At 65.3% G+C, this 14,013-nt stretch carries 14 protein-coding genes; 9 read left to right on the plus strand and 5 right to left on the minus strand.

What is annotated here, in order from left to right; genetic code table 11:
• The first annotated feature begins 11 nt into the window (after positions 1–11).
• From ACFPTO_RS15860 to cobA, 6 genes are all read left to right on the plus strand, one after another.
• The gene (locus tag ACFPTO_RS15860; protein ID WP_377712569.1) at positions 12–1,682 is read left to right on the plus strand and encodes a nitrite/sulfite reductase; all 1,671 of its coding nucleotides are present in this window, start codon (positions 12–14) and stop codon (positions 1,680–1,682) included.
• A 26-nt stretch (positions 1,683–1,708) separates the two neighbouring features.
• Complete coding sequence (locus tag ACFPTO_RS15865; RefSeq protein ID WP_377712571.1) at positions 1,709–2,272, plus strand: DUF934 domain-containing protein; 564 nt, start codon at positions 1,709–1,711, stop codon at positions 2,270–2,272.
• On the plus strand, positions 2,269–3,024 hold the full coding sequence (locus ACFPTO_RS15870; RefSeq protein ID WP_377712573.1) for a phosphoadenylyl-sulfate reductase: 756 nt from the start codon (positions 2,269–2,271) through the stop codon (positions 3,022–3,024). The genes ACFPTO_RS15865 and ACFPTO_RS15870 overlap by 4 nt, the downstream gene beginning before the upstream one ends.
• 103 nt (positions 3,025–3,127) lie before the next feature.
• Positions 3,128–4,090: a sulfate adenylyltransferase subunit CysD gene (cysD, locus tag ACFPTO_RS15875; protein ID WP_377712575.1), complete on the plus strand. Its 963-nt coding sequence runs from the start codon at positions 3,128–3,130 to the stop codon at positions 4,088–4,090.
• 35 nt (positions 4,091–4,125) lie between these two features.
• Positions 4,126–5,454 (plus strand): sulfate adenylyltransferase subunit 1, encoded by a 1,329-nt coding sequence (locus ACFPTO_RS15880; protein WP_377712577.1) that lies wholly within the window; start codon positions 4,126–4,128, stop codon positions 5,452–5,454.
• Positions 5,455–5,496: 42 nt separating this feature from the next.
• Positions 5,497–6,282 carry a uroporphyrinogen-III C-methyltransferase gene (cobA, locus tag ACFPTO_RS15885; RefSeq protein ID WP_377712579.1) on the plus strand — a complete coding sequence of 262 codons (786 nt, stop codon included), beginning with the start codon at positions 5,497–5,499 and terminating at the stop codon, positions 6,280–6,282.
• 81 nt (positions 6,283–6,363) lie between these two features.
• On the opposite strand, the gene ACFPTO_RS15890 is transcribed toward cobA, so the two are convergent.
• The 3 genes from ACFPTO_RS15890 to lptF form a co-directional block, all read right to left on the minus strand.
• Complete coding sequence (locus ACFPTO_RS15890) at positions 6,364–6,747, minus strand: sirohydrochlorin chelatase (RefSeq protein ID WP_377712581.1); 384 nt, start codon at positions 6,745–6,747, stop codon at positions 6,364–6,366.
• A 102-nt stretch (positions 6,748–6,849) separates the two neighbouring features.
• Positions 6,850–7,998: an LPS export ABC transporter permease LptG gene (gene lptG / locus ACFPTO_RS15895; RefSeq protein WP_377712583.1), complete on the minus strand. Its 1,149-nt coding sequence runs from the start codon at positions 7,996–7,998 to the stop codon at positions 6,850–6,852.
• Between the two features lie 3 nt (positions 7,999–8,001).
• Positions 8,002–9,102, minus strand: a complete 1,101-nt coding sequence (gene lptF, locus ACFPTO_RS15900; RefSeq protein ID WP_377712585.1) for an LPS export ABC transporter permease LptF — start codon at positions 9,100–9,102, stop codon at positions 8,002–8,004.
• Between the two features lie 167 nt (positions 9,103–9,269).
• Here lptF and ACFPTO_RS15905 point away from each other — a divergent pair, with 167 nt between their 5' ends.
• The 3 genes from ACFPTO_RS15905 (at position 9,270) to ACFPTO_RS15915 (ending at position 11,774) form a co-directional block, all read left to right on the plus strand.
• Entirely contained in the window at positions 9,270–10,781 is a 1,512-nt protein-coding gene (locus ACFPTO_RS15905) for a leucyl aminopeptidase (protein ID WP_377712587.1), read from the plus strand.
• 79 nt (positions 10,782–10,860) lie between these two features.
• On the plus strand, positions 10,861–11,277 hold the full coding sequence (locus tag ACFPTO_RS15910) for a DNA polymerase III subunit chi (protein WP_377712589.1): 417 nt from the start codon (positions 10,861–10,863) through the stop codon (positions 11,275–11,277).
• Positions 11,278–11,327: 50 nt separating this feature from the next.
• Positions 11,328–11,774 (plus strand): DUF2486 family protein, encoded by a 447-nt coding sequence (locus ACFPTO_RS15915; RefSeq protein ID WP_377712591.1) that lies wholly within the window; start codon positions 11,328–11,330, stop codon positions 11,772–11,774.
• A gap of 48 nt (positions 11,775–11,822) precedes the next feature.
• Here the strand turns inward: ACFPTO_RS15915 and ACFPTO_RS15920 are convergent, their stop codons facing one another.
• Complete coding sequence (locus ACFPTO_RS15920) at positions 11,823–12,167, minus strand: c-type cytochrome (protein WP_377712593.1); 345 nt, start codon at positions 12,165–12,167, stop codon at positions 11,823–11,825.
• A 133-nt stretch (positions 12,168–12,300) separates the two neighbouring features.
• The gene (gene ilvD, locus ACFPTO_RS15925; protein ID WP_377712595.1) at positions 12,301–13,974 is read right to left on the minus strand and encodes a dihydroxy-acid dehydratase; all 1,674 of its coding nucleotides are present in this window, start codon (positions 13,972–13,974) and stop codon (positions 12,301–12,303) included.
• Between the last annotated feature and the right edge of the window lie 39 nt (positions 13,975–14,013).

The raw sequence follows: 14,013 nt of genomic DNA on the forward strand, positions 1-14,013 counted from the left end.
GGGATCCCCGTATGTACCAATACGACCAGTACGACCAGACCATCGTCGACGAACGCGTTGAGCAGTATCGCGATCAGGTCCGCCGCCGCCTGTCGGGCGAATTGAGCGAAGAAGAATTCCGTCCGCTGCGTCTGCAGAACGGCCTTTACATGCAGCGCCACGCGTACATGCATCGCATCGCCGTGCCGTACGGCAACCTGCGCAGCGACCAGTTGCGCATGCTCGCGCGCATCGCCCGCGAGCATGATCGCGGCTACGGCCACTTCACGACGCGCACGAATATCCAGTACAACTGGATCAAGCTCGAAGAAACGCCGGAGATCCTCGCGAAGCTCGCTTCGGTGCAGATGCACGCGATCCAGACCTCCGGCAACGACATCCGCAACACCACCGCCGACCAGTTCGCCGGCGTCGCGCCCGACGAGATCGTCGACCCGCGTCCGTGGGCCGAAATCCTGCGCCAGTGGTCGACGTTCCACCCCGAATTCTCGTGGCTGCCGCGCAAGTTCAAGATCGCCGTGTGCGGCTCGAAGGAAGACCGCATCGCCGTGCAGATCCACGACCTCGGCGTGTATCTCGATCGCGACGCGAACGGCGAAGTCGTCGCGAGCATTCTCGCGGGCGGCGGTCTTGGCCGCACGCCGATCGTCGGCAAGATCATCAAGCGCGGTCTGCCGTGGCAGCATCTGCTGACCTACTGCGAAGCCGTGCTGCGCGTGTACAACCGTTTTGGCCGCCGCGACAACATGTTCAAGGCGCGTATCAAGATTCTCGTGAAGGCGCTCACGCCCGCGAAATTCGCGGAGCAGGTGGAAGAGGAATGGCAGCACCTGAAGGACGGCCCGTCGACGCTCACGCAGGCCGAACTCGACCGCGTGTCGCAATACTTCGTGCCGCCCGCGTATGAAAAGCTCGCCGATACCGACGCTTCCTACGAAAAGCATCTGCTGGAGAACCGCGGTTTCGCGCGCTGGGTCGAGCGCAACGTGCGCACCCACCGCGTGGCGGGCTACGCCTCGGTGACGCTGTCGCTCAAGTTCCCCGGCGTCGCGCCGGGCGACGCCACCGACAAGCAGATGGAAGCCGTGGCCGACTGGGCCGATGAATACTCGTTCGGCGAGATCCGCGTGTCGCACGAGCAGAACCTGATTCTCGCCGACGTCAAGAAGCGCGACCTCTTCGCGGTCTGGGAAAAGGCGAAGGCCGCGCGCTTCGCGACGCCGACCATCGGTTTGCTGACCGATATCATCGCGTGCCCGGGCGGCGATTTCTGCTCGCTCGCGAATGCGAAGTCGATCCCGATCGCGCTGGCGATCCAGGACCGCTTCGACGATCTCGACTACGTCTACGATCTCGGCGACCTGTCGCTGAACATCTCGGGCTGCATCAACTCGTGCGGTCACCATCACGTCGCCAACATCGGCATTCTCGGCGTCGACAAGGACGGAGCCGAGTGGTACCAGGTTTCGCTCGGCGGCGAGCAGGGCATGGGCGCGCGCCTTGGCCGTGTGATCGGCCCGTCGTTCTCGGCGGAGGAAATGCCGGACGTCGTGCAGAGAATCATCGATACGTTCGTTGAGAACCGCATCGACGGCGAGCGTTTCAGCGACACCTTCGACCGCATCGGCATCGCGCCCTTCAAGGCGCGCGTGTACGCATCGCAGCAGCCGGCCCACGCCTGAACCGCAAGCAGCGAGGATTGAGTTTCATGAATCAGATCATCAAGAACCGCGCGATTGTCGAGGACGACTGGAACGTCGTGCGCCCCGCCGAAGACGGCACGCTGCCCGCGGTCGACGCGTTGCCCGCGGGCAAGGTCATCGTGCCGCTGGCGTTGTGGCAGGCCGAGCGCGCCGCGCTCGTCGCCGCGAAGTCGCGCGACGAACTCGGCGTGTGGCTCGCGGCGAATAGCGAACCGGCCGACATTGCCGCCGATTTCGGCGAGCTTGCGCTGATCGCCGTCGATTTTCCGGTGTTCCGCGACGGTCGCGGCTTTTCGATCGGGCGTCTCTTGCGCGAGCGCTTCGGCTACAAGGGCGAACTGCGCGCCATCGGCGACGTGCTGCGCGACCAGCTGCGCTTTCACGAGCGCTGCGGCTTCGATGCGTACGCCGTGCGCGCGGACAAGGACATTCACGACGCGCTGAAGGCGTTCACCGAATTCACCGTGCAGTATCAGGGCGCGTTCGATGAGCCGTCGCCGCTCTTTCGCCGCCGCGCGGCGCTGCAGGCACAAGCCGCACAAGCCGCACAGCCGGGTGGTGCTGCATGAGCGCCGTCGCGAAGGAAATCACGCCTGAACTGCAGGCGAAGATCGGGCGCCTCGATGCGCTGCTCGATTCGATCGCGGCGCGCCATGCGAACGTGAAGCTCGCGAGCAGCCTCGCCGCCGAGGACATGTTGCTCACGCACGCAATTCTTTCGCGCGGCGTGAAGATCGGCATCTTCTCGCTGAATACGGGCCGCCTGCATGCAGAAACGCTCGGCATGATCGATCGCGTGCGCGAGCGCTACGGCTACGAGATCGAACAGTTTCACCCGCAGCAGGATGCGGTCGACGAATACGTCGCGAAGCGTGGCCTGAACGCGTTCTACGAGAGCGTCGAGCTACGCAAGCGCTGCTGCGAGATCCGCAAGGTCGAGCCGCTGAACCGCGCGCTCGCGGACGTCTCCGCGTGGGTGACGGGCCAGCGCCGCGAACAGTCGGTCACGCGCGCCGAGTTGCACGAAGAAGAGCAGGACAACGCACGCGGCATCGCCAAGTTCAATCCGCTTGCGGACTGGAGCGAAGCCGAAGTCTGGGCCTATGTGCGCGCGTTCGACGTGCCCGAGAACCCGCTGCATGCGCGCGGCTACCCGAGCATCGGTTGCGAGCCGTGTACGCGCGCGGTGCGCCCGGGCGAAGACAGCCGTGCGGGCCGCTGGTGGTGGGAGTCGCGCGATACGAAGGAGTGCGGGTTGCACATCACGTCGGTTTCCGCGATTCCGGTCGTGGCCGCGTCGTCCGTCGAACGGGCGGGTTGATTTCAAAAGCAATGCCAAAAGCTGGCGCGCCTCAGGGTGCGTCGTCGAAAAGCAAGCAGTGCGCGCCGAATTTTTTGCGGCGCGATAATCGAAGGATCTCACCATGAGCACGACGCTCGATTCCACCGTGAACGCGCCGCTTCAAGTCACCGCGAACCGCATGGACCATCTCGACTGGCTGGAAGCCGAGTCGATCCACATCCTGCGCGAACTGGTCGCCGAATGCAGCAAGCCGGCGCTGCTCTTTTCGGGCGGCAAGGATTCGGTTGTCGTGCTCGCGCTCGCATTGAAGGCGTTCGGCCTCGGCGCGAACCGCAAGACTTCGCTGCCGTTTCCGCTCGTGCACATCGACACGGGCCACAACTATGACGAAGTGATCGACTTCCGCGACCGCCGTGCCGCCGAAATCGGCGCGCAACTCGTGGTCGGCCACGTCGAGGATTCGATCAAGCGCGGCACCGTGCGCCTGCGCCGCGAAACGGATTCGCGCAACGCCGCGCAAGCGGTCACGCTGCTCGAAACGATCGAGCAACACGGCTATACGGCGATGATCGGCGGCGCGCGCCGCGACGAAGAAAAGGCCCGTGCGAAGGAACGCATCTTCTCGTTTCGCGACGAATTCGGCCAGTGGGATCCGAAAGCGCAGCGCCCGGAACTCTGGAGCCTCTACAACGCGCGCCTGCACAAGGGCGAGCACCTGCGCGTGTTCCCGATTTCGAACTGGACCGAACTCGACATCTGGCAATACATCGCACGCGAGAACCTCGAACTGCCGTCGATCTACTATGCGCATGACCGCGAGATCGTGCGCCGCAACGGGCTGCTCGTACCGGTCACGCCGCTCACGCCGATGAAGGAAGGCGAGACGAGCGAAACGGCGCGCGTGCGCTTTCGCACGGTGGGCGACATCAGTTGCACGTGCCCGGTCGAAAGCGACGCGGACGACGTCGAGAAGATCATCGCCGAAACGGCCGTGACGGAAATCACGGAGCGCGGCGCGACGCGCATGGACGATCAGGCGTCCGAGGCCGCGATGGAACAGCGCAAGAAGCAAGGTTATTTCTAAGCACGAAGTGTACGCATAGGACGAGGACAGATCACATGGGCCGCATCGAACAACCCGCGCATCAACCAGAAGATCTCGGCGTGCTGCGCTTCATCACGGCAGGCAGCGTCGACGACGGCAAGAGCACGCTGATTGGCCGCCTGCTGTACGACAGCAAGGCAGTGCTTTCGGACCAGCTTTCGGCGCTCTCGCGCGCGAAGAACAAGCGCACCGTCGGCGACGAGATCGACCTGTCGCTGCTCACGGACGGCCTCGAAGCCGAGCGCGAGCAGGGCATCACGATCGACGTGGCGTACCGCTATTTCGCTACGGCGCGCCGCAAGTTCATCATCGCCGACACGCCGGGCCACGAGCAGTACACGCGCAACATGGTGACGGGCGCCTCGACGGCGCACGCGGCGATCGTCCTGATCGACGCGACGCGCGTGACGGTCGAGAACGGCGTCACGCAACTGCTGCCGCAGACCAAGCGCCACAGCGCGATCGTGAAGCTGCTCGGTCTGCAGCATGTGATCGTCGCGATCAACAAGATGGACCTGGTCGACTACAGCGAAGCCGTGTTCGACCAGATCCGCGATGCCTACGTCGCGCTCGCACGTCAGCTCGGCCTCGACAACGTGCGCTTCGTGCCGGTGTCGGCGCTCAAGGGCGACAACATCGTCCTCGCGAGCGACCGTATGCCGTGGTACGCGGAAGCGCCGCTTCTCGACGTGCTGGAATCGCTGCCGGTCGGCCAGGCCGCGGGCGATGCCCTGCGCTTTCCGGTGCAGTGGGTCGCGCGTCAGGATGGTTCGAGCGCCGACGACTTCCGCGGTTACATGGGCCGTATCGAAGCGGGCGAAGTGAAGCTCGGCGACGCGATCACCGTGCTGCCGGCGGGCCGCCAGGCCACGGTCGTCGAGATCATCGCGCCGGTGCCGGGCGGCACGGCGCAGGTCGACCGTGCGTTTGCGGGCCAGACGGTCACGCTGCGCCTTGGCGAAGACGTGGACGTCTCGCGCGGCGACACCTTCGTGACGGCTACCGACGCCGTCCAGCCGGTGAAGAAGCTCGAAGCCGACCTCTGCTGGTTCGACGACGAGCCGCTGTCGACGCAGCGCAAGTACCTGCTCAAGCAGACCACGAACACCGTGTTCGCGAAGATCGGAGCGATCAAGCAGGTGCTCGACGTGCACACGCTCTCGCACGCGACCGACCGTCACGGTCTGGCGATGAACGACATCGGCCGCGTCGCGCTCACGCTGCAAAAGCCGCTCGTGTGCGACCCGTATGACACGCATCCGGGCACGGGCGCCTTCGTCCTTATTGACGAAGCCACGCATCATACTGTCGCAGCAGGTATGATCAGGGCATTCTCCGACTGAGTGCGGAGTCGCGCGAACGCGTCAACGGGAGACACGAAGCTCATGGGCAAGGTTTATCTGATCGGAGCAGGCCCCGGCGCGGCGGACCTCATAACGGTGCGCGGCGCGCGGCTGCTCGCTGTGGCGGACGTCGTGCTGCACGACGCGCTCGTCGAGCCGGAGATGCTCGAACTCGCGCCGAAAGAGGCGAAGTTCATCGCGGTGGGCAAGCGCTGCAGACAGCGCTCCACTGCGCAGCACTTCATCAACAAACAGCTTGTCGATGCGGCGCGCACGCACGCCGTGGTCGTGCGCCTGAAGGGCGGCGATCCGATGCTGTTCGGCCGCGCGGACGAAGAGATGCGCGCGCTCGAAGCGGCGGGCGTCGAATACGAGATCGTGCCGGGCATCACGGCGGCGTTGGCGAGCGCGGCGGCACTGCGCCGTTCGCTCACGCTGCGCGGCGTGGCGCGCAGCGTTGCGCTCGCAACGTACTCGCGCGCACCCGATTCCGCCGAAATCCGCGAGCGGGTCAACGCCGATTCGCTCGTTTTCTACATGGGCCGCGACAGCGCGCCGGACATCGCGCGCGAACTGATCGAGGCGGGCCGCGCGGGCTCGACGCCCGTGGGGATCGTCGAAGCGTGCAGCACGCCGCGCGAGCGCACGCTCACGCTCACGCTCGCGGCGCTGGCGGCGGGCGAAGCACAGGACTGGCTCGACGCCTCACAGCCGAGTCTTTTGATGATCGGTGAAGCGTTCGCGGCGCGGGCCGGGCAGGCCGATGAAACAGGGCCGACAGCCGGACTCACAGCAGGGCACACGCAAGGCCGACGCGCGGCTGCATAAGCCGCAAGAAAATCGCAAGGAAAATACAAGGGGCGCATGATGCGCCCCTTCTTCATTCCGCTGCGCCGTGGCGCGTAGCGCTCAATCCGGCGCCGCCTCGGCCGCCAGACAATACCGCACCACCGCATCCAGCACGGCGTCGTCCTCGCCGACCGCGCCAGCGCAGCGCAACCGCACCTCGGGATGCGCGGCCTGGCAGCGCGCGACGATCTCGGGCAGATCGCGCCGCACATGGCCGCCCTGACCGAAGAACACCGGCACGACCAGGATCGACTCGCAGCCCGCAGCCGCCTGCGCCGCGACGGCGGTGGGAAGATCGGGTGTCATGAGTTCGAGGAAGGCGAGGCCGACCGGACCGGCGTCGCCGCGCGCGGCGGCGAGCTTCGCGGCGAGCCGCGCGAACGGCTCTTTCCAGCGCGCATCGCGCGCGCCGTGGCCGAAGAGAATCATGCCGTGCTTGCCCATCGTCGCGAAGTCTCCGCGAAGTTTCAGCGAGGTTTCAATAACGCCGCGCCCCGGGGCCGCAGGGTACATCGGCGCCGGGTGCAACGAAAAGCCGCGCTGGCGTCAGTGCCGGTCGACCCATTTCAGGCCGATGAGCCCGAGCACGAGATAGATGAGGCCGGGTGTCGCCGCCGTGAGCGGCGCGGGCCACGTGTTCAGTGTACCCACGTGCGAGAACAACGTATTGATGAGCTGGAAGCTCATGCCGAGCATGATCCCGCCGAACACTTTCACGCCCACCACGCCCGCGCGCGTATGCAGATACGCGAACGGAAGCGACAGCACGAGCATCACGAACACGGCGAACGGGTAGAGCAGCTTGCGCCAGAACGCGATCTCATAGCGCTGCGTGTCCTGATGGTTCTCGCTCAAATGCTGGATGTAGCGGAACAGGTTGAACATCGACATGCGGTCCGGCGATACGAGCAGCACCGAGAGGATCTGCGGCGTAAGCTCCGAGCGCAGCGAATACTCCGGCACCGTGGACTGCTCGGCGCGATAGACCGGATTGAGCGCGTCGGCGGGCACGTTGGCCGGCGGCGGCACGCCGATGAGCTGCGTGTCGGTGACGTCCTTGAGCAGCCAGTGACCCGGCGGCTGATAGGTGCCCGACTTCGCGAGCCGCACGTTGGAGAGCCGGAACTGCGAGTCGAATTCGTAGATGCGCACGTTGGTGATCGTCGCGTCGGGCTGCAGCTCGCCGACGTTCACGAAGCGCGTGACCTGTTCGCCATCGGCGCGCGCGGTCAGCGTGTCCTTGACCCAGACCCCCGACTTGAAGTCGCTGGATACCGCCGAGCCCAGCGCTTCGAGGCGCACGCGCTCCGAAAGCTGATCCGTGTACGGCCCGACCACTTCGCCGATCAGATAGGTCATGAATACGAGCGGAATGCCGATCTTGAGCAGCGAGCGGAGCGCCTGGCCCGTCGCGAGACCCGAAACGCGGAAGATCGTGTATTCGGAGTTCGCGGCCATCTGCGCGAACACGTAGATCGCGCTGATGAGCGCCGCGACCGGAATGATCTCGTAGAAGCGCGACGGCGACTGCAGCGCGACGCGCAGCACGGCGTAGCTGAACTTGTAGTTGCCCTGGCCGACCGTATTGAGTTCGTTGATCAGGTCGAAGAAGAAGAACAGACCCGAGAACGCGAACAGGATGAAGATGAACGACAGATAGACCTGCCGCGCGAAATATTTTTCGTAGATGCGCATCGGTCAGCTTTCCTGGGCGGCGCGCCGGAACATCGCGCGTGTGAAGAGCGGCCGGTTGCGCACGCGCAGCCAGAAGATGAACACGACGAGCGCGAGCACCACGATATGCAGCGCCACGAGCCCGAAGCCGAACGACATCTTGCCCTGCTCGATCTGCGACTGCACGACGTTGAGCAGGTTCGAATAGGTCAGGTAGATCAGCACGGCCATCACGAGGTTGATCGTGCGGCTGCGGCGCGGATTCTGGTAAGCGAGCGGAATGGCGAGCAGCATCAGGTTGATCGCGATGAGCGGCAGGCCGGCGCGCCAGGCGAGTTCGCCGAGGTTGGAGGTGGTCGGATGGCGCAGCAAGCCGAGCGTCGACGTCGAGCTCGCCGAGGGCGCCGAGACCACCGGCTGGCTCTGGATCTTCACGCCGTAGCGCTGGAACTCCGTAATGCGAAAGTCGGGATGGCCCGGTTCGCCGTCGTAGCGGCGGCCGTTCTCGAGCACCACGAAGCGGTCGCCGTTCTTGAGCGTTTCGGTATGGCCGGTGCGCGAGACGATGACGTTGACCTTGCCGTTTTCCGTGCTCGTGACGAACACGTTTTCGACGCGTCCCTGGTCGGGGCTCATGTTCTCGATGAAGAACACGCGATGCGTGGTGGGCGACTCGCGGAACTGGCCGGGCGCGAGCAGCGACACTTCATCGCGCTGCTGAAAACGTGCGCGAATCAGCTTGCTCTGGGCGTTCGACCACGGCCAGCCGATGAAGGCGAAGAACACGATCAGAATGATGATCGGCGTGGCGAACACGGCGACCGGCTTGATGAGGCGCGTGAGGCTCACCCCGGAGGAGAGCCACACGACCATTTCCGAATCTTTGTACCAGCGGGTGAGCACGAAGAGAATCGACACGAACAACGTGACGATGAGCATCACGGCCAGGTAGCCGATCACGGTCAGCCCGATCAGGACGAGTACGTCGCGCGGGTCGATCTGGCCAGACGCGGCGAAGCCGACGATGCGGATCATCATCGTCGTCAGCATGATCGTGAGCAGAACCATGAACACGGCGCCGGCCGTGTACGCGAGTTCGCGCTGCAGGGAACGTTCGAAGATCATTCTAGAAGGACACAGCAGTCGGCCAGCGCCGGACGGCGCGCACCAGGCACACCCCTGACACACCCGAGGCTTACCCCAGGCACACCCGGCGAGGAGCCGCCGCGGGAAAAATAGCGGATAATTGCGGCTTTCATCCTAAGCCCTGATTTTATCCGAGGACAAGCGCGATGGACTTTAGCATAAAAGCCTGTGATTGGAGCAAAGGCACAGAGGCGTCGTTCCTGACCGGCAAATCGGATTGCGTCGTGATAGGCGTGTTCGAGGCGCAAACCCTAACGGGCGCGGCGTTCACCATCGACAACGCGATCGGCGGCACGATTTCGCGCGTCATCAAGGCCGGCGATATGGACGGCAAAGCCGGCTCCACGCTGTTCCTGCCCGAAGTGGGGGGGATCGGCGCCTCGCGGGTGCTGCTGGTCGGTCTCGGCAAGCAGGACGCTTTCGGCCAGAAAGCCTATGGCGAGGCCGTCAAGGCGGCCTGGCGCGCGATCCTCGGAACCAAAATTGCTCAGGCCACGTTCACGCTTGCGCAATTGCCGGTCAAGGAGCGCGCGAGCGACTGGGCCGTGCGCGCCGCAATTCTCGCACTGCGCAGCGAGGCCTATCGCTTCACGCAGATGAAGAGCAAGCCGGATACGACGGTGCGCTCGCTCAAGCGCGTCGTGTTCAGCGTCGACGCCGCCGATGAAAAGCCCGCGCGCCTCGCCGCGAAGCAGGGCACGGCAATTGCGAACGGCATGGACCTCACGCGCGACCTCGGCAATTTGCCGGGCAACGTCTGCACGCCGACTTATCTCGCGGCCACCGCGAAGAAGCTCGCGCGCGACTGGACGCTCAAGGTCGAAGTGCTCGGCCAGCGCCAGATCGAGGCGCTCAAGATGGGCGCATTCCTTTCGGTGACGAAAGGAACGGTCGAGCCGCCGCAGTTCATCGTGCTGCGCTATCAGGGCGCGAGTGCGAAGGCCGCACCGGTCGTGCTGGTCGGCAAGGGCATCACGTTCGATACGGGCGGCATTTCGCTCAAGCCCGGCGAAGGCATGGACGAGATGAAGTACGACATGTGCGGCGCGGGCTCGGTGCTGGGCACGATCCGTGCGGTAGCGGAAATGGGCCTGAAACTCAATGTGATCGGCATCATCCCGACCTGCGAGAACATGCCCTCGGGCCTCGCGACGAAGCCGGGCGACGTCATCACGACGATGGCGGGCTTGACCGTCGAGGTGCTCAACACCGACGCCGAAGGCCGCCTGATCCTGTGCGACGCGCTGACTTATGCCGAACGCTTCAAGCCGGCTGCCGTGATCGACATCGCCACGCTGACCGGTGCGTGCATCATCGCGCTCGGCCATCGCAACAGCGGCCTGTTCTCGAAGGACGATGCGCTCGCGGGCGAGTTGCTCGATGCGTCGCGCGAGGCGGACGACCCGGCCTGGCGCCTGCCGCTCGACGACGAGTATCAGGATCAGTTGAAGTCGAATTTCGCCGACCTCGCCAACATCGGCGGGCGTCCGGCGGGCAGCGTGACCGCGGCGTGCTTCCTGTCGCGCTTCACGGAACGCTATTCGTGGGCGCACCTCGATATCGCGGGCACGGCGTGGAAGAGCGGTGCGGCGAAGGGGGCGACGGGCCGTCCGGTGCCGCTGCTTGCGCAGTTCCTGATCGACCGCGCGGCGCAATGAGTTTGAGTGGAGCCGTTGTGGGTATGTGGGGGCGTGGAGTCAGTGCTAAAGCACTAACTCCGGCCGACAGGTGCGCGCCATGACGCGGATCGACTTTCACACCAACGTCGGCGACTCGCTGATGTACGCGTGCCGGCTCGTGCGCAAGGCGTATCTGGCGGGCGAACAGGCCGTCGTCCTCGCTGAACCTGCACGCCTGCGTGCGTTCGACGAGATGCTGTGGACCTTTTCGCCGCTCGACTTCGTGCCGCATTGCATGGCGGACAGCGAGCTCGCGGGCGCGACGCCCGTCGTGCTCGCGGCCAGTCTCGAACGCGCGCCGCACTATCGCGTGCTGCTCAATCTCGGCGCCGCCGTGCCGCCGCAGTTCGCGCGCTTCGAGCGCCTGCTCGAAGTGATCGGCGACGCACCCGACGAACTCGCGGCGGGCCGCGAGCGCTATCGCTTCTATCGCGACCGCGGCTACGCGCTGAACAACTACAAGCAGGGCGGCTGACCGCGCGCGATTGCCCGTGGCGCAGGCTCTACTGATTGAAGGAGGTTCTCGTGTCGGACGTGCATGATGCAGGTGACGCTTCCATTCCCCTCCTGACCGATACGCTCGTGCCGGGCAACGCGCTCCTCGCGCGCGCCGGTGCTCAAGGCACGATGGCTGCACCGGCCGCGGCGGCTGCACCGGCAGCCGCGACCGCCGCCGCCGGTGCCATGCCCGCAGGCGCGCCAGGCTCCCATGCGCTCGATGCGCTCGATGCCGATGCGCTCGTCGAGCGCATGCGCGGACGCTGCATGACCTGGCTCACCGGCGAGGGTCGCAGCGTCATCGAGGCGCGTTGCGCCGCCGCGGTGCAGGAGCATTCGCATTGGCTCGTGGGGCAGGTGTCGCGTGAAATCGGCCTCGCACTCGAAGCTCAACTGGCAGGCTGGGTGAAAGCGGCTGTGAACGAAGAACTGGCGGCGCGCGCCGGGCGTGGGCTGTCGTCGGGCGGCGTCTGAGCCGTCACGTGAAAGCATGATGCGGCGCGCGCCGGGCACGGGCCGCCGTTATTTGAGCGTGAGTATCCAGTTCGCGAGCGCGGCCGCCTGGACGGCGTTCAACTGCGTGTTCGCGGGCATCGGCACGTTACCCCATACGCCGCTGCTGCCTTCCACGATCCTGTGGGCGAGATAGGCCTGCGCATCCGGCTTCGCCGCGTACCTCAACGCAATCTCGTGCAGCGCCGGTCCCATCAGCGTGTGGGTCACCGAATGGCAGCTCATGCAATTCTCCTGCTGAGCGAGCGCGAGTCCCGCCGGGCCACCCTGGGCGCCGGCCGGCCCGGCGGCGAGAGCCAGCGGGAGCGCGGCGAGCGTCGCTATGTTCCTGATCACTTGCGACTTCAGATTCATGCTGGTCTCCGCCGGCCTTGGGGCAGGCTGTTTTGTGGTCGCATTATAAAAGCAAAGGGCGCACGACCTTGCGTGCGCCCTCATTCGACATGCGTCCTGCGTTTAGCAGAACACCAGGCGAATGCCGAAGCGCTCAGCCCGTCACCGCACCCTTGTTAGCCGGGCGCGCGAGCGCCGCGTACTTCGCGAGCACGCCGCGCGTGTAGCGCGGCGCCGGTTGCTGCCATGCGGCGCGGCGGCGTGCGAGTTCGGCATCGTCCACGTTCAGTTGCAGCAGCAGCTGATGCGCGTCGATGGTGATCGAGTCGCCTTCGTGCACGAGCGCGATCGTGCCACCCTCGAACGCTTCCGGCGCGACGTGGCCAACGACCATGCCCCATGTGCCGCCCGAGAAACGCCCATCGGTGATGAGGCCGACCGATTCGCCGAGCCCCTTGCCGATGATCGCGGAAGTCGGCGCGAGCATTTCCGGCATGCCGGGGCCGCCCTTCGGGCCGAGATAGCGCAGCACGACGACGTCGCCGGCCTTGATCTGGTCCGCGAGGATCGCCTGCATCGCGCTTTGTTCGTCGTCGAATACGCGCGCCGGGCCCGTGATGACCGGGTTCTTCAGCCCCGTAATCTTCGCGACTGCGCCTTCGGTCGCGAGATTGCCCTTGAGAATGGCGAGGTGGCCTTCCCTGTACAGCGCCTGGTCGATGGGGAAGATGACCTTTTGATCGGTGCGCGGCACCGAAGGCACGTCCTGCAATGCTTCTGCGAGGGTCTTGCCTGTGATCGTCATGCACTCGCCGTGCAGGAGGCCCGCGTCGAGCAGGATCTTGAGCACTTGCGGAATGCCGCCGGCCCGGTGCAGGTCGGTCGCGACGTACTGCCCCGAAGGCTTCAGGTCGCAGATCACGGGCACTTTCTTGCGCATGCGTTCGAAGTCGTCGATGCTCCACTCGATTTGCGCCGCGTGCGCGATGGCGAGATAGTGGAGCACGGCGTTGGTCGAGCCGCCCGTCGCCATAATGAGCGCAACGGCGTTCTCGATCGACTGCTTCGTGATGATGTCGCGCGGCTTGAGATCCTGCTTGACCGCTTCGACGAGCACGCGCGCCGATTCGGCCGCGGAATCGACCTTTTCGTCGTCGGGATTGGCCATCGTCGACGAGTACAGCAACGACATGCCGAGCGCCTCGAACGACGAACTCATCGTGTTCGCCGTATACATGCCGCCGCACGAACCCGTGGAAGGGCACGCGTGCTGCTCGATCCCTTCGAAGTCCTTTTCGGACAGGCGGCCCGCCGTGTATTCGCCGACGGCCTCGAACGCCGACACGATCGTCAGGTCTTGGCCTTTCCAGTTGCCCGGACGGATCGTGCCGCCGTAGACGTAGATGCCGGGCACGTTCATGCGCGCGAGCGCGATCATGCCCCCGGGCATGTTCTTGTCGCAGCCGCCGATCACGACCACGCCATCCATCCACTGGCCCTGCACGCAGGTTTCGATGCAGTCGGCGATCACTTCGCGCGAGACGAGCGAGTACTTCATGCCCTCGGTGCCCATCGACATGCCGTCCGAAATCGTGGGCGTGCCGAAGGTCTGCGGGTTCGCACCGCCGTCCTTGATGGCGGCGACGGCGGCATCGGCGAGGCGCTGCAGGCCCGCGTTGCAGGGTGTGATCGTGGAGTGGCCGTTGGCAACGCCGATCATCGGCTTGTCGAAGTCGGCCTTTTCATAGCCGAGGGCATAAAACATCGAGCGGTTCGGCGAGCGCGCCACACCTTGCGTGATGTTCTTCGAACGACGGTTGTGCGACATGGGGAGGCTCCTGTGGGAGTGGTCTCGAATGCCGTGCCG

Origin of the sequence: Paraburkholderia denitrificans (assembly GCF_042655705.1) — a bacterium.
In the GTDB taxonomy this organism is placed as follows: domain Bacteria; phylum Pseudomonadota; class Gammaproteobacteria; order Burkholderiales; family Burkholderiaceae; genus Paraburkholderia; species Paraburkholderia denitrificans.

What these genes read in the sequence shown, in the direction of transcription:
- ACFPTO_RS15860 (WP_377712569.1), top strand. Translation starts at nt 12, where the DNA reads ATGTACCAATACGACCAGTACGACCAGACCATCGTCGACGAACGCGTT.
- ACFPTO_RS15865 (WP_377712571.1), top strand. Translation starts at nt 1,709, where the DNA reads ATGAATCAGATCATCAAGAACCGCGCGATTGTCGAGGACGACTGGAAC.
- ACFPTO_RS15870 (WP_377712573.1), top strand. Translation starts at nt 2,269, where the DNA reads ATGAGCGCCGTCGCGAAGGAAATCACGCCTGAACTGCAGGCGAAGATC.
- cysD (WP_377712575.1), top strand. Translation starts at nt 3,128, where the DNA reads ATGAGCACGACGCTCGATTCCACCGTGAACGCGCCGCTTCAAGTCACC.
- ACFPTO_RS15880 (WP_377712577.1), top strand. Translation starts at nt 4,126, where the DNA reads ATGGGCCGCATCGAACAACCCGCGCATCAACCAGAAGATCTCGGCGTG.
- cobA (WP_377712579.1), top strand. Translation starts at nt 5,497, where the DNA reads ATGGGCAAGGTTTATCTGATCGGAGCAGGCCCCGGCGCGGCGGACCTC.
- ACFPTO_RS15890 (WP_377712581.1), bottom strand. Translation starts at nt 6,747, where the DNA reads ATGGGCAAGCACGGCATGATTCTCTTCGGCCACGGCGCGCGCGATGCG.
- lptG (WP_377712583.1), bottom strand. Translation starts at nt 7,998, where the DNA reads ATGCGCATCTACGAAAAATATTTCGCGCGGCAGGTCTATCTGTCGTTC.
- lptF (WP_377712585.1), bottom strand. Translation starts at nt 9,102, where the DNA reads ATGATCTTCGAACGTTCCCTGCAGCGCGAACTCGCGTACACGGCCGGC.
- ACFPTO_RS15905 (WP_377712587.1), top strand. Translation starts at nt 9,270, where the DNA reads ATGGACTTTAGCATAAAAGCCTGTGATTGGAGCAAAGGCACAGAGGCG.
- ACFPTO_RS15910 (WP_377712589.1), top strand. Translation starts at nt 10,861, where the DNA reads ATGACGCGGATCGACTTTCACACCAACGTCGGCGACTCGCTGATGTAC.
- ACFPTO_RS15920 (WP_377712593.1), bottom strand. Translation starts at nt 12,167, where the DNA reads ATGAATCTGAAGTCGCAAGTGATCAGGAACATAGCGACGCTCGCCGCG.
- ilvD (WP_377712595.1), bottom strand. Translation starts at nt 13,974, where the DNA reads ATGTCGCACAACCGTCGTTCGAAGAACATCACGCAAGGTGTGGCGCGC.